Source organism: Haladaptatus sp. AB618, assembly GCF_024136965.1.
Classification (GTDB): domain Archaea; phylum Halobacteriota; class Halobacteria; order Halobacteriales; family Haladaptataceae; genus Haladaptatus.
The window spans coordinates 161,070-179,941 of the sequence record NZ_JAMYJX010000002.1; the positions used below are offsets into that span (position 1 = coordinate 161,070).

Here is an 18,872-nt window from a genome sequence, read left to right on the forward strand (position 1 = left end):
CTGGATAACAAAGTGTCGTCCGCGGTAACAACGCAGTCGTGTTACGTCCGGGTGGCGGTGGTATAGCCGAAACAACCGATTGCGACTTACCGGTGGCATGAGTTCGACTGATGGAACCCCACAAGAACTGTCCGAAGACCTCATCTTCGACGTTCTGAAAAATCGACGACGACGATACACGCTCCACTATCTGAAACAACAGGGGCGACCAGTGGAACTCAGCGAACTCGCCGAACAGGTGGCCGCGTGGGAGAACGACACCACGGTCGAGGGCCTGTCCGCGAACGAGCGCAAATCGGTGTACACGTCGCTGTACCAGACACATCTTCCGAAGCTTTCGGATGCCGGTATCGTGGAGTACAACCAGAGTCGAGGTATCGTGGAACTCTCCGATAACGCCGCTCAACTGGAGGGGTACTTGCGTCCGCAGGACGAGTTCCCGTGGATTCGCTACTACCTCGGTCTCGCGATAGTGAGCGCGGTCCTCGTATTGGCCGATTTCCTCGGTATCCCACCGTTTTCGGCCATCCCCGACAAGATCTGGGGTGTCCTCATCGTCGCCCTCTTCGCGTTTTCGGCGTTGGTTCATTACCTTCGCCGTCGGCAACTCGGGACGGGTGAACGGCCGCCGTCGGCACGGTAGCGACCCGAAACGAGAAACAAGCTATTTGACGGACGGGCCGTAATCGAGGATAATGCACGATTTCGTGGTAGTCGGTGCGGGGCCCGCCGGGTCACGGTTTTCACGACGGGCTGCGAACGCGGGACACGACGTTCTCGTTCTCGAACGTGGACGAGTGGGGACGCCACTCGCGTGTTCCGGCCACGTCAGTACCGACATTTGGAACTTTACTCCCGATGGAGCACGCGACGAGCTTCTGCAAAACGAAGTCTACGGTGCTCGGTTCCACGTCGATGGGCCGGGTTCGGCGGACCATCAGTTCTACAAGAAGGAAGTCATCTCCAACGTCATCGACCGGGTCGGTCTCGACCGGACGCTCGCCCGTGCCGCCGAGGATGCCGGAGCCGATTTGCGCGAAAACCACAGCGTCTCGGCGGTCGAGGAACACGGCGAATACGTCGATGTTACCGCGAACACGCCGGACGGAACCGAGACGTTTCGCGGGAAGATGGTGGTCGGCTGTGACGGCCCCGCCTCCCGTGTCCGACGGGAACTCCACCTGCCGGAGCCGGACGAGAAGCTCCAAGGCGTGCTCGGTTTCACGACCGAAGACGACGGCGGCGATTTCGTCGACGTTCACCTGACTGCACCTCGGTTCTTCGCGTGGCGAATCCCCCGTGGAGCGGAGGGCGTCGAGTACGGACTGGCCGCGCCGCCGGGCGAGAGCGCCCGCGAGTTGTTCGACCGATTTACGGCGGACTACGGCGTCGAAATCGGGAATTTCTGCGCCGGGATGATTCCCATCGGTCCGGCACCGCGCGTCACCGCACATCGAGGGTTCCTCATCGGCGACGCCGCCGCGCAGACGAAGCCGTTCACCGGCGGGGGAATCCTCTACGGGATGACTTCGGCCGATCACGCCGCCGAAACGGTCGATCCCGACGACCCCGGAACGCTCGCCGATTACGAGCGCGCGTGGCGTCGGGAACTGAAGAACGAAATCCGACTGGGCCACTGGCTGCGGCGGGCGTACTCGCTCCCGAAACCGATCCAAACGGTCGGTCTCTCGGCGATGGAGGGCGAAATCGGCGTCCACATGGACAAACCCTCGTCGCTCTTCTCGACGGACCACCTCCGGACGTTGCTGAAACGCACCTCGTAGGCTCGGACTACCCGAAATAGCGTGTGATGCCGTCTCGATCCTGCCCCCATTTTCCGTTTTCATAATCCCCGTAACGACACGCTGGTTTCCTGTGGGACAGCGAGCGACGGATCGTACCGTCGTCCGCTTTCGATTCGTCGTGACGACCGAACGGGGAACTGGTAGTTTGGCCTCCGGTATCTAAATGCACAGTCTATTAAATTTAATTTACAAAATTGCTAGAGAAAATATTTTAAATGAGTTCTACCTTTGGATGAATGGAACATGCCATCCAGACGTAACCTACTCAAGACGATCGGTACGGCAGGCACGGCGGGACTCGGTGCGGTTGCGTTCAGTGGAACTGCTGCGGCCAAGCCGACGGTCCATTGGCAACCGGCCGATTCGAGCAACTACACGGCGGCGGACCGTGGTGCGGGACTGATCGACTGGGTCATCATCCACACCGTACAGGGGTCGGCGAGCAGCGCGGCCAACTGGTTCCAAGACCCCGACGCGGACGTCAGCGCACACTACATCGTCGCCGAGGACGGCTACAAATATCAGAGCGTCAGCGACATCAACATCGCGTGGCACGCCGGTGACTGGGACTACAACAAGTACTCCGTCGGTATCGAACACGGCGGCTACGTCAGCGGGACCTACGAGGAAGCACAGTACGAGGCGTCGGCCAAACTGGCCAGTTGGCTCTGTGACCAGTACGGCGTGCCGAAACAGCACCCGACGAGCGTCCCGAGCGACGCCGCGAACCCGGCCAACGGCGGTATCATCGGGCACTCACAGGTCCCCTCCAGCAGTCACACCGACCCCGGTTCGAACTGGGATTGGGATCACTACATCGACCTCGTCAACTCCTACTGAGGTGAGCGGTCGAACGACCCGTTTTTTCACCGCTCGTCCCGGGCCATCCGTTCGAATCGCTGGACGAGATACCGAATCGACACGCCGAACGAGAGGACTCCAAGAAAGAGGAAGGCGACGAAGCGAAGCCCGATTCCGTCGGTGACCCCCGCGACGAGTGCCTTCACCGGCCAGTAGAGCGGCACGATTCCCACGCCGTACTGCCACGGTTCGGGGAGCAACGCGATTCCCGCGACCGGAACGATCAACAGCAGGCCGAGCAGTTTGTTGATGACCACGCCCTCGATGGAGTCGCGTGCTAGCCCCGCGAACAGGAACGCGATGGCTGGTCCAGCGAGCGCGACGACGACCGTAACGGCCACGAGCACGAGTGGCGGTACCCGGACGAGGCCGAACAGCATCACGGTCGGAATCGTCACGACGGCACCGACGAGATACGCCGTCGCGCCGCGGTAGCGAAGGTAGCCACGGCCGGTCAGGGGCGTCGTCCGGAGCGCGGCCAGCACGCCTTGCTCGCGGTCTTCGAGCACGAAGAAGCCGACCACGAACCCGTAGATGTAGGGCGGGAACGTGATGACGAATCCGAGCACCAGCGGATAGTACGGAACGAGCGAGATGGTCGGGAGATAGTGCTGGTTGAGGAAGGGGAGTGCAACGTGAGCGAGCAGGGCGAGCAGTAGCGGGCCGGTTCCCGCGACGAGGAGGAGCGGGTCACGGAACCACTTCTTCCCGTCCGCGAGCGCCATGCCGCCGACGGGTCCCAGATCACGAACCGTTCCGAGGCGGGACGATTTCGTCCCGTTCCCTCCGTTCGTTTCGCTCCGGGACGGACGGTGTTGTACGATGTGGCGATGGAACTCCCGCTCCGCCACGGCGAACGCGAGGAGGCTTCCGAGCGACAGGTAGCCCACCGCGTACACGAACTCCACCGACCCAATCCCGTGAAACGCGCCGTCGATGAGTATCAGGGCGGGTCGGACGGGAAGCAGGTAGAAAACCGGCGTGTCGAAGAGACCGAAGAACGACAGCAGCGGTGCGTACAGTACCGCGCCGTACAAAAGCGCGCTCAGGAAGTAGTCGTTTATCGAGTCGAACCGGGCGACGCTGACGAACCCGACGAGGACGAACGGAATCGACGTGAGCGCCACGCCGAGCACCAGAAGGGGGACGTTCACGCCGCTCGGATGGACGACGAGGGCGAGCACCGTCGCCACGACGACCGCGAGAAGGGTCAAGGACGTGACTTTGGAGACGAGATAGCCCCGGACACCGAGCGGCGAAACGACGAGGGCGTCGAGAACGCCCTCGCGTTTCTCGATGAGGACGAGCGCGGCGATGAAGTAGAAACCGAGGACGGCCGGGTCGGAGAGGACGATGAACACCAACCCACGCTCGGCCACCGATGCCGGGAGTTCGAGTCCGACGAACGCGACGACGTAGAACGCCGTCAGTACGGCGTACACGGTGTAGAAGCCGTATCGACGCTGAAGTCGTACGTCCCACCGAACCATCGCGGCGATCGGGTTCACTCTAATCTCTCCCCCGTCACTTCGAGGAAGACGGTCTCCAGCGTGGCCTCCTCGGTGTGGAGCGTTTCGATGTCGTTCCCCGCGAGCAGCGACCGGAACTCCGCGTTCCCGTTTAGCCCGTCGAGCGCGAACCGCGCGGTTTGCGGGCGGTTCCCATCGCGGTACTCCACCCGAACCGTCCGCGACCCGTACTCCCGTTTCAATGCCTCGGGGTCCCCGACGAGCGGAATCCGGCCATTCACGATGAACGCCACCCGGTCACAGAGTTGGTCGGCGACGGTCATGTCGTGGGTCGTCAGGAACACCGTCGTGCCAGCGTCGCGGAGGTCGGCGATGGCCGTCTTGATCCGCTTCGCGTTGCCGGGGTCGATACCGCTCGTCGGTTCGTCCAGAAAGACGAGTTCGGGGTCGTGCAGGAGTGCGCGGATGAAGTTGAGACGCATCGCCATCCCCTTCGAATAGGTGCCCACGCGCCGGTCGATGGCGTCCACAAGTCCGACGAGCGAGAACAGTTCGTCGATATCCCTCGTTTCAGTCCGGTGGAGCGACGCGAACAGTTCGAGGTTCTCGCGACCGGTGAGTTTGGGATACTGGTTCGGGGATTCGGCCGAAACCCCGATTTTGTCGTAGTAAATGCCGTCCCAGTCGCGGACTTCCCGGTCGAAGACGCGGACTGACCCGCGGTAGTCGTCCAGCAGTCCGGTGAGGATTTTCTGGGTCGTACTCTTTCCGGCCCCGCTGGGACCGAGGAAGCCGAATATCTCACCCGAATCGACCGCGAAGGAGAGATCACGAAGCGTGTCGTTCTCGGCGTTCGGGTACGCGAAATCGAGGCTATCAACGTGAATCATCGGTAGTGAGTAGGGTGGAAAATCGACCGCTGGAACGGTAATTGTCGCGTATCATTCGTCGAATAGTGGTTGGGCCGTCGGGTCCGAATATATGGTACGCCACATGTAGCCTTATTTATATGGGGTGCGGAGAGTGAGTCGATGGCTTCCGTTCGATTTCGGGTGACGCTCCCCGAGCGTCTTTGGATCGGAAAGATATCGCGCGAATACGAGGCCGCGGAATTCCGCGTTCTGTCCGGTATCGGCGGCGACGAGCGTGCGAGCGCGCTCGTGGAAACGACCGGCGTCCCGGTGGACGACCTGCGGGAGAGCGCGGAGCGCGACTCCTCCATCGACTCGTTTCGGGTCGTCATGCACGGCGACGGAAAGACCGTGTTCCGGAACGAAGCCACGTCGCACGAGACGTACGATATCTTCCGCGAGACCGGGACGATGCCGGAGTATCCGGTAACGATTCGAAACGGATCCGTGGACGTGAGCGTCACGGAAACGCGGGAGCGGGTCGTCGAATTGAAGCAGGCGCTGGAGAGGATGGGTGCGGCCGTCGAAATCGTCGCCGTTCGGACGACGGGCGATTCGAGCGGATTGCTCACCGACCGCCAGGCGGAAATCGTGGACCTCGCCGTTGAAGAGGGGTACTACGAGGTGCCACGTCGCTGTTCGATAACGCGACTGGCGGAACTGCTCGACGTGTCGAAATCGACCGTGAGCGGGGTGCTCCATCGGGCGGAGTCGAGACTCGTGCACGAGTATTCGGCCGCGTCGTCGGAGTCGTGAACGGAAAAATCGAAAACGATTTTGCGTCTATTCCAGGTCGTACAGCGCGCCGTACTTCTCGTTCACGTAGTCGAGGAAGTAGTCGGCGGTGAAGCTCTCCCCGGTCGCGTGCTCGATGAGGTCGTCGGTGGTGTACAGACAGCCGTACTGGTGGATGTTGGTGGTCAGCCAGTCGTGGAAGTCGTCGAACTCGCCCGCTCGAATCTGGCCGTCGAGGTCGTCGATGTCCTCGTCGGCTTTCGCGTACAATTGCGCGGCGAGGACGCTGCCGAGCGAGTAGGTCGGGAAGTAGCCGAAACTGCCGTGGCTCCAGTGGATGTCCTGCAGGCAGCCTTCGGCGTCGGTGTCGGGGCGGATGCCCAGATATTCCTCGTACTTGTCGTTCCAGAGTTCGGGCACCTCGTCCACTTCGATTTCGCCGCGGATGAGTTGCTTCTCGATTTCGAAGCGCACCACGATGTGCATGTGGTAGGTCAACTCGTCCGCCTCGACGCGGATGAGGTTGTCCTCGTGGACGCGGTTCGCGGCCTCGTAAATCTCCTCGACGGAGACGTCCTCCGCGTCCGAGAAGCGTTCCTTGACGAGCGGGAGGAAGTTCTCCCAGAACGCACGCGACCGGCCGACGTTGTTCTCCCAGACGCGGGACTGGGATTCGTGGACCGTCAGGTCGCGCGCCTGACCGAGCGGCGTGCCGTACTGTTCGTCAGGCAGTCCCTGCGTGTAGGTGGCGTGGCCGAACTCGTGGACCGTGCTCATCAGCGCGCCGAGCGGGTCGCTCTCGTCGAAACGCGTCGTCACGCGGGCGTCGAACTGCGTTCCGCTGGAAAACGGGTGCGGCGCGGTGTCGAGACGGCCGCGGTTCCAGTCGTAGCCGAGCGTGTCGAGTACGTCGCGCGAGAGTTCCTCCTGAATCTCGGCGTCGTAGGTGTCCTGGAACGGCGTGGCGAGTTCCACATGGCTCTCGCGCACAGCGTCGATGAGCGGGACGAGTTCGTCGCGGAGTTGCTCCAAGGTCTCCTCCGCGGTGTCGATGCCGAGGTAGGGTTCGTACTCCTCGAACAGTACTTCGTAAGGGTCCTTGTCCGGGTCGATGTGCTCGGCGTACTCACGCTCCAGTTCGACCAGTTTTTCGAGCGTCGGCGCGAAAATCGAGAAGTCGTCCTCCTCGCGCGCTTGCTTCCACTTCGGCAGGGCTTCGGACGTGGTGCGCGAAATCTCCTCGACCAACTCGCCGGGGACGCGAGTCGCCCGCTCGTACTCCCGCCGAACCTCGCGGACGACGGCGGCCTGCTCGTCGTCCAAGTCCTCCGATTCGAGTTCGTCCAGCATCTCCCCCATCTCGTCGGCGGTCAACAGTTCGTGCGAAATCGCGGACAGCGCCGAGCGCTGTTGTGACCGGGCGGGCGTGCCACCTTCGGGCATCACGACTTCTTGGTCCCAGCCGAGAATTCCGGCGGCGTTCTGGACGTTCGAAATTCGTTTTACTTCCCCGAGAAACTCCTCGTACGTGGATTCTGTGGTGGCTTCAGTTGCCATCGTCGGATGTTTGGTGTCACCGATTATCAATGAATGGGTTTCGGTACGAAACTAGGGGAGATGAGCGATAGTGAGGGGGACTTCCGGACTCATTTCTTGCTCGCCACGATCACAGTCACGTCGTCGTCCTAGCGCTCGTAGGATGCAACGGTGTTGCCGTAGCCGACGATCACCGAATTGTCGCGGATGAGGGGTCGCATGGTGGACCGGTCGGGGAGATCGTATTTGACGAGTCGTTTACCGCCGGTCGCGAAGACGGAGAGATATCTTTTGAGCCTCCTGTTTCCGCGATCGGTTTCGACTTCCTCCATGGTCTCGACGCCGATGGCATCCTCGGTGACGGTGAGGGGGGTTCCGTAGTTGACGCGGGTGCGCCAGCGCTCCGCGCCGGACGCGTGATAGGCGATGAGATACGTCTCGGTTGCGAACATGTTCCGGTGGTGGGTCGAGTAGAGGGTGAGGAGGGTGTAGACGGTCGAGTCGGCGACCGCGGGGACGGCGTTCACGGAGGCAATCCAGTGGCTCTCGGCGAGCCAGAGATGTGTTCCGTCCGTCGAGTCGAGCGCGACCAACCCCCTGTCGGTCGCGACGAACACCGTCCCGTCGTGGTACGTCAGTCGCGCATCGCCCCCGACATGGGTCTTCCAAATCGTCGCACCGTCGTTCGCCGAGTAGGCCCTGACGATGCCCGAGGGGGATGCCGCGAAAACGTGGTCGCCGTCGGTGGCGATCGACGCTTGCATGCTGCCGAACGGACGAATCCACCGGACCCGTTCGGCCTCCAAATCGATGGCGAAGACGGTGTATTTCTCGAACTCGTCGTTGTAGCCGATGCCGAACAACCGCGACCCCGAGACGACCGGTTCGTAGCGCCCGAGTGACAAGTAGCCGCTGTGCATCCGCACCGGGTCGCCGCCGTCGATCGGGATGGAGCGGATGGTTCCATTGGACTCGACGAACGCCCGGTCGTCGTAAACGACGGGGGCAGTGGTGATTCTCGACAGGTCGGCGAGTCGTTTATAGTCGCCCGAAAATCGAAGGTGGCCGAGTTCACCGTCCGGGGTGAGCGTCGTCGCCAGAACGAGGCCGTGGTCGGAGACGGATCTAGCCCGGGCTGGCATCCCGTCGAGTTCGACGGACCAGTTCGGCTGTTGCCGATCCGGTTGCGCTTCGAGCGTGTTACAGCCAGCACTCACCACCGACAAACCGAGGCCGATAGCACCCAGAAAGTTTCGTCGGGACGAACGGCCGCCCATACTAATACGTTCGAAAGCGAGAACTAAAGCGTTCCGACGCCGCTCTAACGTTTTTCTACCAGCACCGCGAACGGAGAGGCATGCTCCGGGTCGCCATCATCAGCGACACGCACATCCCGTCGCGTGCGAATCGAATCCCCGACTGGGTACGAACCCGAATCCTTCGGGCGGACCACACGATTCACGCGGGGGACTTCGATTCAGCCGACGCGCTGGCGTCGATACACGAACTGACGGACGGGAACTACACTGCCGTGGGAGGGAATACCGACCCGAAATCGCTTCGGTTGCCCGACGTGACGACCCTCGACATCGGTGGCGTCACGTTCGTCGTCACACACGGGACCGGCCCGAAACGCGGGTACGAATCCCGGGTCGCACGAATCGTTCGCGAGGCGGTTGACGGCGACCTCGATTCGTCCGTCGTCGGTGTCGCCGGGCACACGCACCGACCGATGGACGAGGAGGTCGATGGCGTTCGCCTGCTGAATCCGGGGAGTGCGACGGGTGCTGTCCCGGCGGACACGGCGACGATGTTCGTCGCGACGGTCGAAGACGGTGCCTGCTCGGTACAACGACACGAAAGCTGACTGGTTTTGCGCCTTCCGGGCGGGTTTTTATCGGCGCGCACCAACGACCGGACATGAACGTTTTCGCGGTTCCGGGGATTCCCGAGGTCGAACCCGGCGACGACATCGCCGCGCTCGTCGCGGAGCGAGTCGACCTCGAACCCGGCGACGTGTTGTTGGTCGCGAGCACCATCGTCTCGAAAGCCGAGGGACGAACGGCGACCATGGACGACTTCCCGGCGAGTCCGCGGGCGGAGGAAATCGCCGGTCGCCTGTCCGAACTCTCCGGCGAGGAGAAGGACCCACGGTTCGCACAGGCCGTCATCGAGGAGAGCACCGAACTCATCATGGAAGCGCCGTTCCTGCTCACCTCGACGCGGTTCGGCCACATCGGCGTGAACGCGGGCATCGACCGTTCGAACACGGGCGATGCCGACCTGTTGTTGCTCCCGAAGCGACCGAACGAGAGCGCCGCCCGGATTCGCTCCGGTCTCCCCATCGACGTGCCCGTCGTCGTCACCGACACCTGCGGGCGGCCGTTTCGACACGGCCAGCGCGGCGTCGCTATCGGTTGGGACGGTATTTCTGCGAGTCGTGACTGGCGGGGTGAACACGACAGGGACGGCCACGAACTCGAAGTGACGGTGGAATCCGTCGTGGACGAACTCGCCTCGGCGGCCAACCTCGTGAGCGGCGAGGGCGACGACGGCCTGCCGGTCGTCGTCGTCCGCGATTGGGAGTTCGGCGACCACGGCGGAAGCGACAACCTGTTCCGGTCGGTCGATGGCGATTTCGTCCGGCAGGCGCTCCGGAGGTGGGAGTTTGCGGGCGATTGAGATCACACCCGAGGACCCGATTTCCGAACTGGTCGAACTCGGCGAGACGGCGGAGGATGCGGGGTTCGACACGCTGTTCGCCAGCAGTCACTACAACAACCGCGACCCCTTCACGGTCCTCTCGCGCATTGCCGACGTCACCGAGGACATCCGCCTCGGACCGGGCGTCGTCAACCCGTACGAGAGCCATCCCGTCACGCTCGCTTCACGCACCGCAACGCTGGACGAAGCGAGCGACGGCCGGGCCGTGTTCGGCGTCGGCGCGGGCGACCGCTCCACGCTCCGGAACCTCGGCATCGACCGCGACCGACCGCTTCGTCGCGTGCTGGAGACGATGAAGGTCTCGAAGCGACTCTGGGCGGGCGAGCGCGTGACCCACGAGGGAACGTTCACCGCGCGGGACGCCGGACTGAACTACGACGTTGGCGAGATTCCGGCGTACGTCGGCGCGCAGGGACCGCACATGCTCCGAATGAGCGCGAAACACGCCGACGGTGCGCTGGTCAACGCCTCGCATCCGCGGGATTTCGAGTGGGCGAGCGAGCGCATCGCGGAAGGGTTGGACGAACGCCCCGATGGGAGGGGTGAGTTCGACTTCGCGGCGTACGCCTGCGTGAGCGTGGCCGAAGACGGTGAAGCGGCGCGCGAAGCGGCCCGCCCACCGGTGGCGTTCATCGCGGGTGGTGCGGCAGGGCCGGTGCTCGACAGACACGGAATCGACGGCGAGTTGGCGTCCGAAATCGGTGAGAAGATCGGTGCGGGCGAGTTCTCGGCGGCGTTCGACGCCGTGACGCCGACGATGATAGACGCCTTCTGTATCGCCGGGGAACCCGACACGGTGGCCGATAGGATTGCCGCCGTGCTCGACTACACCGACAGTTTCGTCGCCGGGTCGCCGCTCGGCCCGGATCGAAAAGAAGCGATATCCCTCACTGCGGCGGCGCTTGACCGGGCGAATCGGCAGTGATCACGCCGCCGATCGCGCCGATGACGAGGTAAATTCCCAGAAGGACGGAAAAGCCGACGAAGATCGCCCCGAACAGGAGCAAAATCGCTGGGATGGGGTTTGCCGATGCCGTTGCGACGTCGCCGAACAGGCGAATCAGTTCGCTGATGTTCGAGATGAGTCCTGCCATACGTGCCACTGCGTACCGGGGGTACTTGGTTGCTCCGTCACGCTTACGGCTTGGGGCTTCGTAGGCGGGACCGTGCCGAAGGATACGTCGCTCTCGGAGTTCGCGGGGACAACGGACGAACCGGATGAACCGGACGAGCGGATCGCGGACGAATCGAGAGAGGGGGAGCAGGTGGACGACGAACCGGTAACTGAAGAGCGAGCAGAAGGAGAACCGGTCGAAACCGACGGGACCGACGAGACCGGCGAGGACGTATCCGAACTGGACTCCGACGATATCGAACCCGCCAGAGCGACGTACGATTGGACGCCTGACGGCGCGAACTGTGCGTGCTGTGGGTCCAGCGTCGAGAAACGCTGGCGCGACGAGGACGGGATGGTCTGTGCCGACTGCAAGGTGTGGTGAGCGCGTGAAATTTCTCGGATACCGTCCGACCAGCTAGCGACCTCTCTTCTCTCCGAACACAGCAATTTTGGAAACATGATGGATCGAATGGAACCGATCTCTTCTGCTGAGCTCCTCGAAACATCAATGCACAAAGTATTCAAGGGTAACCGGGACACCTCTTGGCGTAGCGACAAAAGTTACAAAGGTACGCTTCGATAGTACGCGTAACGAGGGAGACGCCCCCCTAGCGTCCCCACTTCCCACAAGGACCCGTTTCGACCAATCGCGCATTCATAGCATGAAGGAAGCTAACAAAGATCCAGAGCAGACCCCCGTAGAGCGGCCGACCAACGAGTTCGCGGACCCCCTCTCGGTACAGGACGCGGCGGACCTGTCAGGACGTATCATCGACAACATCGAACACGTTATCGTCGGGCAACACGACGCCGCCGAGCATATTTTGACGACGATTCTCGCGCGCGGCCACCTCCTTCTCGAAGACGTTCCCGGCGTCGGCAAGACGATGCTCGCCCGGTCGTTGGCGCGCTCCATCGACTGTTCGTTCAAACGCGTGCAGTTCACGCCCGACCTCCTCCCCTCGGACGTGACCGGCGTCAACATCTTCAACCAGAAAACGAACGAGTTCGAGTTCCAACCCGGTCCTATCTTCGGCAACGTCGTCCTCGCCGACGAGATCAATCGCGCACCGCCGAAGACCCAATCCGCCCTGTTGGAAGCGATGGAGGAAGAGCAGGTGACCATCGACGGGAAGACCCACGACGTTCCCAACCCGTTCACGGTCATCGCGACGCAGAACGCCATCGAACAGGACCGGACGTACGAACTCCCGGTCGCCGAAATCGATCGTTTCATGAAGAAGCTCTCGCTCGGCTACCCCAATCCGCAGGACGAATCGGAAGTCCTCCGGCGCGTCGTCGGCGAGCATCCGATTCGCCGACTCGACCCCGTCGCGAGCGCGAGCGACATCCGACGGGCGAGGGCGACGATCACGAAAGTGACCGTGAAAAAGCCGGTCAGGGAGTACGTCACCCGACTCGCGAACTACACCCGCGACCACTGCCAACTCGGTGTCAGCCCCCGAGGATCGATTTCGCTGCTCCGTGCGGCCCAAGCACGGGCCGTCCTCGACAGTCGGGAGTACGTCATCCCGGACGACGTGAAGACGGAAGCCGAAGTCGTGCTCTCCCACCGCGTACGGGGTGACACGGGTGTCATGGGCGGTGAAGAAGGGCGGACGATGATCCGAAAGGCCCTCGACAACGTCCCGGTGGAGTGAGATGCTGACACGACGTGCATGGATGTTCATCGCCGTCGGTGTCGCCGGATTCGCGTTGGCCGCCTCGTTCGGCGCTCGGTCGCTGAACGCCGTGGTTGCCCCGCTTCTCGTGGCGATACTCGTCGGCTTCATCCAGTTGAAGCGGACGAAACGCCCACAACTCGACGTGTCCGCGCCGAACGTCGGGTCCCGGGAGGAAGCGGTGACGATAACACTCGACTTCGACGCGCCGGACCCGTTCGCGGGAACCGTCGATCTGGAACTCGCCGACGGACTGGAGTACGATGGCGGCCCCATCGAGACCAGCATCGGCGAGACCGCGGTCGAATTCGACGTTCGCCTCACGAAGCGTGGCGAGCAGGCTATCGGCCCGGTACGGGTCGTGGCCGAAGACGTGTTCGGCCTGTTCGAGCGGACGTTCACCCATCAGATCCGGGAGTCCATTCTCGTCTTCCCCCGGGTAGAACCGGTCGACGGGGTGACGACCGCACGCGCGCTCGAAGACAGTCACACGAACGCGGCACGACGCGAGTTCGACCAACTGCGGGAGTACCAGGCGGGTGATCCGCTTCGGGACATCCACTGGAAATCGAGCGCGAAGCGGCCGGTCGGGGAGATGTTCGTCCGGCAGTTCGAACCGCAGGAGGAGAGTCAGCAGATACGGATCGTGGCGGAGGCGAACGCGGGTCGTGTCGATGCCGTCGCGGACGCGACGGCGAGTATCGCGGCGGCCCTGCTCGACATCGGAGTCTCTGTCGGGGTGACCACGCCCGACGGTCACGTCGGACCCGATGGCAGTACCGACCAGCGAACGCGGATTCTCACTGTCCTCGCACACATGGAGAGCGGACAGGTGCACGAACGCGAGCGAGCGCACGCGGACCTGCTCGTTCGCGGACTGACCGACCAACGGGACGTGACGATTCGGTGGGGCCGTGACACCATGTCGTTCGACGAATTCACGTCGCGACGGGGACGGACGAGCGCCCTCGACGGAGTGCGGGCCGATGGAGGTGAGAAGTCGTGAGCACGGCACGCGGTTTCTCTATCGGCGACGTGACGATTCCGTATCAGGGCCTCGCCATCGCTTCGACGGCAGTTCTCATCGGGTCGTCGCTGAAGGTCCTCTACGACATCACGAACATCGCGGGGGATACGGATACCCTGCTCCTGCTCGTCGCTGGTGCCTTCATCGGTGCGACGCTCCTGGCCCGGGTCGTCCCCGAATGGGTCGCCTGTGGCATCGGCGCGCTATTGCTCGCTGGCGGGATGTTCGGCTACTACACGACGATTCCGGGAGGGGTGGACGTCTTCTCTCAGACGGGTCACATCATCGCCGACAACATCGCCCTGCTGACCGGCCTGTCGATTCTGGAGATGCGAAAGGTCGGAACGTGGGCGTTGGGCGTCGCACCGGCAACCGTGTTCGTCCCGTGGTATCTCGTCTTCCGACGGCGATACATGCTCGCCGCTGCGGCAGGTGGCGCGGCACTCGGCTTCTTCGTTCTCACGGGTGACGCCGGGTCGTTCGTGACGCTCGTCGGGATGCTCGGCGCACTCGGCATCGTCGCCTTCGGGACGATGGCTCGCTACGGCGGGACCGTCGGACAGGTCGACGTGCTGGTCGTCGCGCTCATCGTGATGGTACTGTTGTCCGCCACGATGAGTGTCGTCCCCGGCGGTCGAGCAAGTCCGATTCTCCCCAGTCAAAGCAGTGGTGGCTCGGGCGGTAGTGGCGGTCTCATCAGTAACAGCGCACAACTTTCGATTCAGGGGAGTATCGAACTCTCGCCGAAGGTACAGTACACGGTGACGGCGAACCACGGGAGTTACTGGAAGGTCGCATCCTACGACCGATACACTGGAGACGACTGGATACGGACCGGGAAGAGCCAATCCTATCACGCGCAGTCGTCGCTCGGTCAGTCCTACACGGTGCGACAGACGTTCACCGTCAAAGCGAAACAGGTGGACGCGATGCCAGCCGCGTGGAAGCCCATCAAAGTCATCGGCTCACAACAGCAATCGAACACGCGAATCAGCAGCGCTGGGAGCCTCTCGCCGACACAGCCGTTGACGAACGGCAGTTCGTACAGCGTCGTCAGCGAAGTTCCGTCGGCGTCCCCATCCGGTCTGAACGAGGCCGGTACGGCGTATCCGAGCGATATCGAGAATCAGTACACCCGCCTTCCCGGCAGTACGCCACAGCGGTTGACGACGAAGACCAACGAGATAACCGCCGACGCGAAAACACCGTATCAGAAAGCCACCGCCATCGAACAGTGGTTGGAGGAGAACAAGGAGTACTCGCTCCACGTGAAGCGGCCGGACGGCAACATCGCTGACTCGTTCGTCTTCGATATGGACAAAGGCTACTGTGTCTACTACGCGACGGCGATGACCGCCATGCTCCGGACACAGGGCATTCCCGCACGGTTCGTCACGGGCTACACGAAGGGACAGCGGACGGACGAGGACACGTGGGTCGTCCGCGGCCTCGATTCGCACGCGTGGGTCGAGGTGTACTTCCCGGACACCGGGTGGGTTCGTTTCGACCCGACCCCGTCCACACAGCGCTCGAACGCCGAACAGCAAATCGTGGACGAGGCCCGGCAGAACGGCAAATCGGGCGTCGATACGGCGGGAAGCCAGAACGGAACGTGGACGCCGGAGACGACGACCACCACCACGACATCCGACACGACGACCACCACGACCACGACGAGTAGCCCGGAGAATGGGTCGAACGTCTCCACCGGTCCGAACGGCCGTGGCAACGTCGGCGATAAACTCGGCACCAGTGGACCGACGACGACAACGACGACAACGACGAACGCGAGCGCCCTCGGGGGCGGCGGCGGTGGTATCCCCATCGAACTACCTTCGAAATCACAGTCGCTCTACGGCGGCTTGCTACTCGTCGGCCTGCTGCTCACGGCACGACGGATGGGTCTCATCGAGTGGGCGTACCGAACCGTGTGGATGCGCTGGCAACCGCGCGAGGACCCCGGAACCGACGTCGAGCGTGCGTTCGACAGGTTGGAGTACTATCTGTCACGCAAGCATCGCAAACGTCGCCCGGGCGAGACGCCGCGCGAGTACCTCGCCTCGCTCTCGCACGTCGGCATCGACGAGCGGGCACGACGTGTCGGTTCTCTGTATGAACGGGCACAGTACGCGGGCGAGGTGACACGCGAGAATGCAGATGAAGCGGTATCTCTCGTAAACGAGATCGTTCGCGGGTCCACGCCGGACGGGACGAGCGGGTAACGGCCGTTCGATATGGCAACATACCCGACAATGTTTAATAGGTTGGTTTCGTAGCCCCATGCGTAATGTCGGAAGTCTGCTCGACGTGCGGGCTGCCTCAGGAGCTTTGCGTCTGTGAAGACGTCGCAAAAGAATCCCAGCAGATCACCATCCGCATCGACGAGCGCCGTTATGGAAAAGAGGTAACGATAATCGAAGGATTTGACCCAAAGGACGTGGACGTAGACAGTCTCTCCTCGGACCTGAAGTCGAAGTTCGCCTGCGGTGGCACGGTCGAGAAGGGTCAGATAGAGCTTCAAGGAAACCATACCGGACGCGTCGAGGATTTCCTCCGCGACCGCGGGTTCAACGTCGCCTGACGAGCGCCTGTTGGTCGGATATCAGCATACTACACCCCATTTTTCGCAGTCTTTGAACGTGAGCGACAGCCGTCCGCAACGAAACTCAGAACGGGGCGTCCTGCTCCCGTTCGGTGCCATCAGACGATTCGAGTTCGTACTCCCAATCGGTCAATCCACCGGCCATGCTCTCGACCGGCACGTCTCCGGAGACGCCCTCGTAGGAGCCGATGAGTCGCGCGGCCTGGACGCTCGATTTTCCGAGCGGGCAGACGGTGACGACGCGGTCGGCATCGTTCAGTTCGCTGACTCGGCGGGGAAGCGTGTGGAACGGGATGTTTTCGCTGCCCGGGATGTGCCCGCCGTCGAACTGCGGTTCGGGTCGGATATCGACGATACGAACGTCCTCCTCGGACTCGATAAGGTCGTGAACGTCTTCGGTGGAGATTTCGCCGTCCATCGACGGGGGATATGGGAGCGGGCCGAATAAGCGACCCGGTCGGGGTATCTAAATCAACCCTTCTTCGCGAGCGAGCAGGAGCGGCGGTAATCCCCACCCGCAGGTCGGACCGGTTCGGACCGCGTCGATGGCGTCCGAGACGGGCACCGTCCGAACGTCGATGAACTCGTCGGATTCGAGGTGCTGGTCGCCCGCCATCAGATCCGAGGCGAAGACGACGGCCCGCTGTTTTCGCATGCCCGCCGACGGGTAGTACGTTTCGAGCAGTTCGACGTTACCCGCTCGATAGCCGGTCTCCTCGTACAGTTCCCGTTTCGCGGCGCTCTCGTAGGATTCGCCGGGTTCCATCCGCCCGGCGGGACAGGAGAGTACTCGCTCACCGAGTCGCGGTCGGTACTCCTCGATAAGGACGACTTCGTCGCCGGTTCGGGCGACGACGGCCACGGCGTCCGGCGGGTCGAACCAAGACCGACGAACCGTCCTTCCGTCCGGTCGTTCGAGGGTGTCGTACCCGACCGCGTGGCCGAGAAGCGAAACCCCGCGTCGCGCGTGGAGTTTCCAGTTCATTGATCGAGCAGACCTTCAGTTTCGGCGAGCAGGAGCGCCTCGATGGTCGCGTCGTTGGCCGGGTCCTCACGGGCCGCGGCGAGGGCGTCCTCGACCGGAACCGTCCGCACCGAGAGGAATTCGTTGTCGTCCAGATCACGTTCCGCCGGGGTCAACCCCTCCGCGAAGACGATGGCGCGCTCGTGGCGGAGGGCACCTGTGGCGACCCAGAACGTTTCGAGCAGCGAGAGACCGGCGGCTTCGAACCCGGTCTCCTCCCGGAGTTCACGCCCTGCGGCGGCCGTGTACGACTCGCCGTCCTCCACGACACCGGCGGGACACTCCAAGCAGGTCTCCCCGATGACGGGGCGGTACTGCTCGACGAAGATTACTTGCCCGTCTTCGATCGCGAGGATGACGACCGCGGACGGGAGGTCGGCCCAGTAGTATTTCTTCGTCGTCCCGTCGGGTTGTTCGACGAGGTCGTAGCCGCCGGTGTACCACCCGGTTTCGTACTCGGCTTTCGATTCGAGTACCGGCCAGTCGTGATCGTGCCAGTCGTCGGTCATGGTCGTGACTGAGGGAGTGAGTCGTTAAAATCGAACTGATGGGAGATAGAAATCAGTCGTGGTGTGCGGAGTTGTCCTGCGGGTCGTAGCCGAGGACCTCACGCGCTCGGTCGATGGAGTAGTACTTCCGGTCGTTGTCCGAGATGCCGTAGACGATTTCGTAGTCGTAGTCGGCCGACAGACAGCGGTCGAACAGGTGGGCACAGTCGCGGTAGGAAAGCCACATCGCTTGCCCGCGTTCGTAATCTATCGGCGGGTGGCCTTCGGTCAGGTTACCGATTCGGACACAGGCCACGCTGATGTCGAACTCGTCGTGGTAGTATCGACCGAGCGTTTCCCCGGCGGCCTTGCTGACGCCGTAGAGGTTGCTCGGACGGGGGAGTTCGGTGCCGTCCAGTCGGAACTCGTCGTGTGACCGGTAGAGGTCGGGGGTACGCTCTTCCGTCTCGTAGGCACCGACGGCGTGGTTCGACGAGGCGAACACGAACTTCTCGACGCCAGCGTCCACTGCCGCTTGGAGCACGGTGTGTGTCCCGTCGATGTTGTTGCCGAGCACGCTGTTCCACGGCGCTTCCGGACGGGGGTCCCCAGCGAGATGGATGATCGCCCCCGCACCGTCCACTGCCTCGTAAACGGCATCGTAGTCGGTGATATCGGCGACGAAAAACTCGTTAGACGGTTCCGCCGCTGGCGGTTCCCTGTCGAGCAATCGCCACTCGTATTTCGATTCGAGGTCGCCGAGAATCGCCGTCCCGACGCGGCCCTCGGAACCCGTGAGCAGAACGGGATCGTCCATTCAGTCGGCTAGAGGCACAACCTCGATAAGAACCATGCGATTTTGCGGCGCGAGATTGGGACCGTTCGTGCCGC

Annotated in this window: 21 protein-coding genes; 12 read left to right on the plus strand and 9 right to left on the minus strand. The window is 62.8% G+C overall.

Translation table 11 applies throughout. From position 1 onward, the window contains the following. Window positions 1–97: 97 nt before the first annotated feature. From NKF26_RS07610 to NKF26_RS07620, 3 genes are all read left to right on the plus strand, one after another. The gene (locus NKF26_RS07610) at window positions 98–643 is read left to right on the plus strand and encodes a hypothetical protein (protein ID WP_066144798.1); all 546 of its coding nucleotides are present in this window, start codon (window positions 98–100) and stop codon (window positions 641–643) included. A 52-nt stretch (window positions 644–695) separates the two neighbouring features. Further along, window positions 696–1,784 (plus strand): geranylgeranyl reductase family protein, encoded by a 1,089-nt coding sequence (locus NKF26_RS07615; RefSeq protein ID WP_253228840.1) that lies wholly within the window; start codon window positions 696–698, stop codon window positions 1,782–1,784. A 264-nt stretch (window positions 1,785–2,048) separates the two neighbouring features. Then, complete coding sequence (locus NKF26_RS07620; RefSeq protein ID WP_253228839.1) at window positions 2,049–2,645, plus strand: N-acetylmuramoyl-L-alanine amidase; 597 nt, start codon at window positions 2,049–2,051, stop codon at window positions 2,643–2,645. 26 nt (window positions 2,646–2,671) lie between these two features. On the opposite strand, the gene NKF26_RS07625 is transcribed toward NKF26_RS07620, so the two are convergent. Together NKF26_RS07625 and NKF26_RS07630 are read right to left on the minus strand one after the other, a co-directional pair. Continuing rightward, the gene (locus NKF26_RS07625) at window positions 2,672–4,174 is read right to left on the minus strand and encodes an ABC transporter (protein WP_253234147.1); all 1,503 of its coding nucleotides are present in this window, start codon (window positions 4,172–4,174) and stop codon (window positions 2,672–2,674) included. Continuing rightward, complete coding sequence (locus NKF26_RS07630) at window positions 4,171–5,025, minus strand: ABC transporter ATP-binding protein (RefSeq protein ID WP_253234148.1); 855 nt, start codon at window positions 5,023–5,025, stop codon at window positions 4,171–4,173. Before NKF26_RS07630 ends, NKF26_RS07625 begins: the two co-directional genes overlap by 4 nt. Window positions 5,026–5,166: 141 nt before the next feature. On the opposite strand from NKF26_RS07630, the gene NKF26_RS07635 reads away from it, so the two are divergent. Beyond that, window positions 5,167–5,802, plus strand: a complete 636-nt coding sequence (locus tag NKF26_RS07635) for a helix-turn-helix domain-containing protein (RefSeq protein WP_253234149.1) — start codon at window positions 5,167–5,169, stop codon at window positions 5,800–5,802. Window positions 5,803–5,829: 27 nt separating this feature from the next. On the opposite strand, the gene NKF26_RS07640 is transcribed toward NKF26_RS07635, so the two are convergent. Both NKF26_RS07640 and NKF26_RS07645 read right to left on the minus strand, forming a co-directional pair. Continuing rightward, window positions 5,830–7,338 (minus strand): carboxypeptidase M32, encoded by a 1,509-nt coding sequence (locus NKF26_RS07640; protein WP_253228835.1) that lies wholly within the window; start codon window positions 7,336–7,338, stop codon window positions 5,830–5,832. A gap of 128 nt (window positions 7,339–7,466) precedes the next feature. Continuing rightward, window positions 7,467–8,594 (minus strand): PQQ-binding-like beta-propeller repeat protein, encoded by a 1,128-nt coding sequence (locus tag NKF26_RS07645; protein WP_253228834.1) that lies wholly within the window; start codon window positions 8,592–8,594, stop codon window positions 7,467–7,469. An 80-nt stretch (window positions 8,595–8,674) separates the two neighbouring features. Here NKF26_RS07645 and NKF26_RS07650 point away from each other — a divergent pair, with 80 nt between their 5' ends. The 3 genes from NKF26_RS07650 to NKF26_RS07660 are packed head-to-tail and all read left to right on the plus strand — an operon-like array spanning window position 8,675 to window position 10,966. After that, window positions 8,675–9,184, plus strand: a complete 510-nt coding sequence (locus tag NKF26_RS07650; protein ID WP_253228833.1) for a metallophosphoesterase family protein — start codon at window positions 8,675–8,677, stop codon at window positions 9,182–9,184. A gap of 53 nt (window positions 9,185–9,237) precedes the next feature. Next, window positions 9,238–9,999 (plus strand): coenzyme F420-0:L-glutamate ligase, encoded by a 762-nt coding sequence (locus NKF26_RS07655; RefSeq protein ID WP_253228832.1) that lies wholly within the window; start codon window positions 9,238–9,240, stop codon window positions 9,997–9,999. After that, complete coding sequence (locus NKF26_RS07660) at window positions 9,986–10,966, plus strand: 5,10-methylenetetrahydromethanopterin reductase (RefSeq protein WP_253228831.1); 981 nt, start codon at window positions 9,986–9,988, stop codon at window positions 10,964–10,966. The genes NKF26_RS07655 and NKF26_RS07660 overlap by 14 nt, the downstream gene beginning before the upstream one ends. Here the strand turns inward: NKF26_RS07660 and NKF26_RS07665 are convergent. Beyond that, window positions 10,929–11,135, minus strand: a complete 207-nt coding sequence (locus NKF26_RS07665; protein ID WP_066144768.1) for a hypothetical protein — start codon at window positions 11,133–11,135, stop codon at window positions 10,929–10,931. The two genes, NKF26_RS07660 and NKF26_RS07665, sit on opposite strands and share 38 nt — an antisense overlap. Window positions 11,136–11,207: 72 nt before the next feature. Between NKF26_RS07665 and NKF26_RS07670 the strand changes: the two genes are divergently transcribed. The 5 genes from NKF26_RS07670 to yciH all read left to right on the plus strand — a co-directional run bounded on the left by NKF26_RS07670 (window position 11,208) and on the right by yciH (window position 16,448). After that, a complete protein-coding gene (locus NKF26_RS07670; protein WP_253228830.1) occupies window positions 11,208–11,540 on the plus strand; it encodes a hypothetical protein in 333 nt (110 codons plus the stop codon). A 280-nt stretch (window positions 11,541–11,820) separates the two neighbouring features. Then, complete coding sequence (locus NKF26_RS07675; RefSeq protein ID WP_253228829.1) at window positions 11,821–12,819, plus strand: MoxR family ATPase; 999 nt, start codon at window positions 11,821–11,823, stop codon at window positions 12,817–12,819. Between the two features lies 1 nt (window position 12,820). Beyond that, a complete protein-coding gene (locus NKF26_RS07680; protein ID WP_253234150.1) occupies window positions 12,821–13,846 on the plus strand; it encodes a DUF58 domain-containing protein in 1,026 nt (341 codons plus the stop codon). Continuing rightward, a complete protein-coding gene (locus NKF26_RS24360) occupies window positions 13,843–16,089 on the plus strand; it encodes a transglutaminase domain-containing protein (RefSeq protein ID WP_253234151.1) in 2,247 nt (748 codons plus the stop codon). The genes NKF26_RS07680 and NKF26_RS24360 overlap by 4 nt, the downstream gene beginning before the upstream one ends. A 65-nt stretch (window positions 16,090–16,154) precedes the next feature. Continuing rightward, a complete protein-coding gene (gene yciH / locus NKF26_RS07690; protein WP_066144754.1) occupies window positions 16,155–16,448 on the plus strand; it encodes a stress response translation initiation inhibitor YciH in 294 nt (97 codons plus the stop codon). Window positions 16,449–16,533: 85 nt separating this feature from the next. On the opposite strand, the gene NKF26_RS07695 is transcribed toward yciH, so the two are convergent. From NKF26_RS07695 to azf, 4 genes are read right to left on the minus strand one after another with little or no spacing between them, the layout of a single operon-like run. Then, window positions 16,534–16,887, minus strand: coding sequence for a rhodanese-like domain-containing protein (locus NKF26_RS07695; RefSeq protein ID WP_253228826.1), 354 nt, complete (start codon window positions 16,885–16,887; stop codon window positions 16,534–16,536). Between the two features lie 48 nt (window positions 16,888–16,935). Further along, window positions 16,936–17,454, minus strand: a complete 519-nt coding sequence (locus NKF26_RS07700) for an NUDIX hydrolase (RefSeq protein ID WP_253228825.1) — start codon at window positions 17,452–17,454, stop codon at window positions 16,936–16,938. Then, on the minus strand, window positions 17,451–18,002 hold the full coding sequence (locus tag NKF26_RS07705; protein WP_253228824.1) for an NUDIX hydrolase: 552 nt from the start codon (window positions 18,000–18,002) through the stop codon (window positions 17,451–17,453). Before NKF26_RS07705 ends, NKF26_RS07700 begins: the two co-directional genes overlap by 4 nt. 52 nt (window positions 18,003–18,054) lie before the next feature. After that, window positions 18,055–18,798, minus strand: a complete 744-nt coding sequence (azf, locus tag NKF26_RS07710) for an NAD-dependent glucose-6-phosphate dehydrogenase Azf (protein WP_253228823.1) — start codon at window positions 18,796–18,798, stop codon at window positions 18,055–18,057. Window positions 18,799–18,872: the final 74 nt, after the last annotated feature.

Excerpts from the sequence above, each read along its gene's own strand:
- NKF26_RS07610 (WP_066144798.1), top strand. The coding sequence starts at position 98 with ATGAGTTCGACTGATGGAACCCCACAAGAACTGTCCGAAGACCTCATC.
- NKF26_RS07665 (WP_066144768.1), bottom strand. The coding sequence starts at position 11,135 with ATGGCAGGACTCATCTCGAACATCAGCGAACTGATTCGCCTGTTCGGC.
- NKF26_RS07680 (WP_253234150.1), top strand. The coding sequence starts at position 12,821 with ATGCTGACACGACGTGCATGGATGTTCATCGCCGTCGGTGTCGCCGGA.
- NKF26_RS07640 (WP_253228835.1), bottom strand. The coding sequence starts at position 7,338 with ATGGCAACTGAAGCCACCACAGAATCCACGTACGAGGAGTTTCTCGGG.
- azf (WP_253228823.1), bottom strand. The coding sequence starts at position 18,798 with ATGGACGATCCCGTTCTGCTCACGGGTTCCGAGGGCCGCGTCGGGACG.
- NKF26_RS07615 (WP_253228840.1), top strand. The coding sequence starts at position 696 with ATGCACGATTTCGTGGTAGTCGGTGCGGGGCCCGCCGGGTCACGGTTT.
- NKF26_RS07645 (WP_253228834.1), bottom strand. The coding sequence starts at position 8,594 with ATGGGCGGCCGTTCGTCCCGACGAAACTTTCTGGGTGCTATCGGCCTC.
- NKF26_RS07695 (WP_253228826.1), bottom strand. The coding sequence starts at position 16,887 with ATGGACGGCGAAATCTCCACCGAAGACGTTCACGACCTTATCGAGTCC.
- NKF26_RS07635 (WP_253234149.1), top strand. The coding sequence starts at position 5,167 with ATGGCTTCCGTTCGATTTCGGGTGACGCTCCCCGAGCGTCTTTGGATC.
- NKF26_RS07700 (WP_253228825.1), bottom strand. The coding sequence starts at position 17,454 with ATGAACTGGAAACTCCACGCGCGACGCGGGGTTTCGCTTCTCGGCCAC.
- NKF26_RS07630 (WP_253234148.1), bottom strand. The coding sequence starts at position 5,025 with ATGATTCACGTTGATAGCCTCGATTTCGCGTACCCGAACGCCGAGAAC.
- yciH (WP_066144754.1), top strand. The coding sequence starts at position 16,155 with ATGTCGGAAGTCTGCTCGACGTGCGGGCTGCCTCAGGAGCTTTGCGTC.
- NKF26_RS07675 (WP_253228829.1), top strand. The coding sequence starts at position 11,821 with ATGAAGGAAGCTAACAAAGATCCAGAGCAGACCCCCGTAGAGCGGCCG.
- NKF26_RS07650 (WP_253228833.1), top strand. The coding sequence starts at position 8,675 with ATGCTCCGGGTCGCCATCATCAGCGACACGCACATCCCGTCGCGTGCG.
- NKF26_RS07655 (WP_253228832.1), top strand. The coding sequence starts at position 9,238 with ATGAACGTTTTCGCGGTTCCGGGGATTCCCGAGGTCGAACCCGGCGAC.
- NKF26_RS07620 (WP_253228839.1), top strand. The coding sequence starts at position 2,049 with ATGCCATCCAGACGTAACCTACTCAAGACGATCGGTACGGCAGGCACG.
- NKF26_RS07705 (WP_253228824.1), bottom strand. The coding sequence starts at position 18,002 with ATGACCGACGACTGGCACGATCACGACTGGCCGGTACTCGAATCGAAA.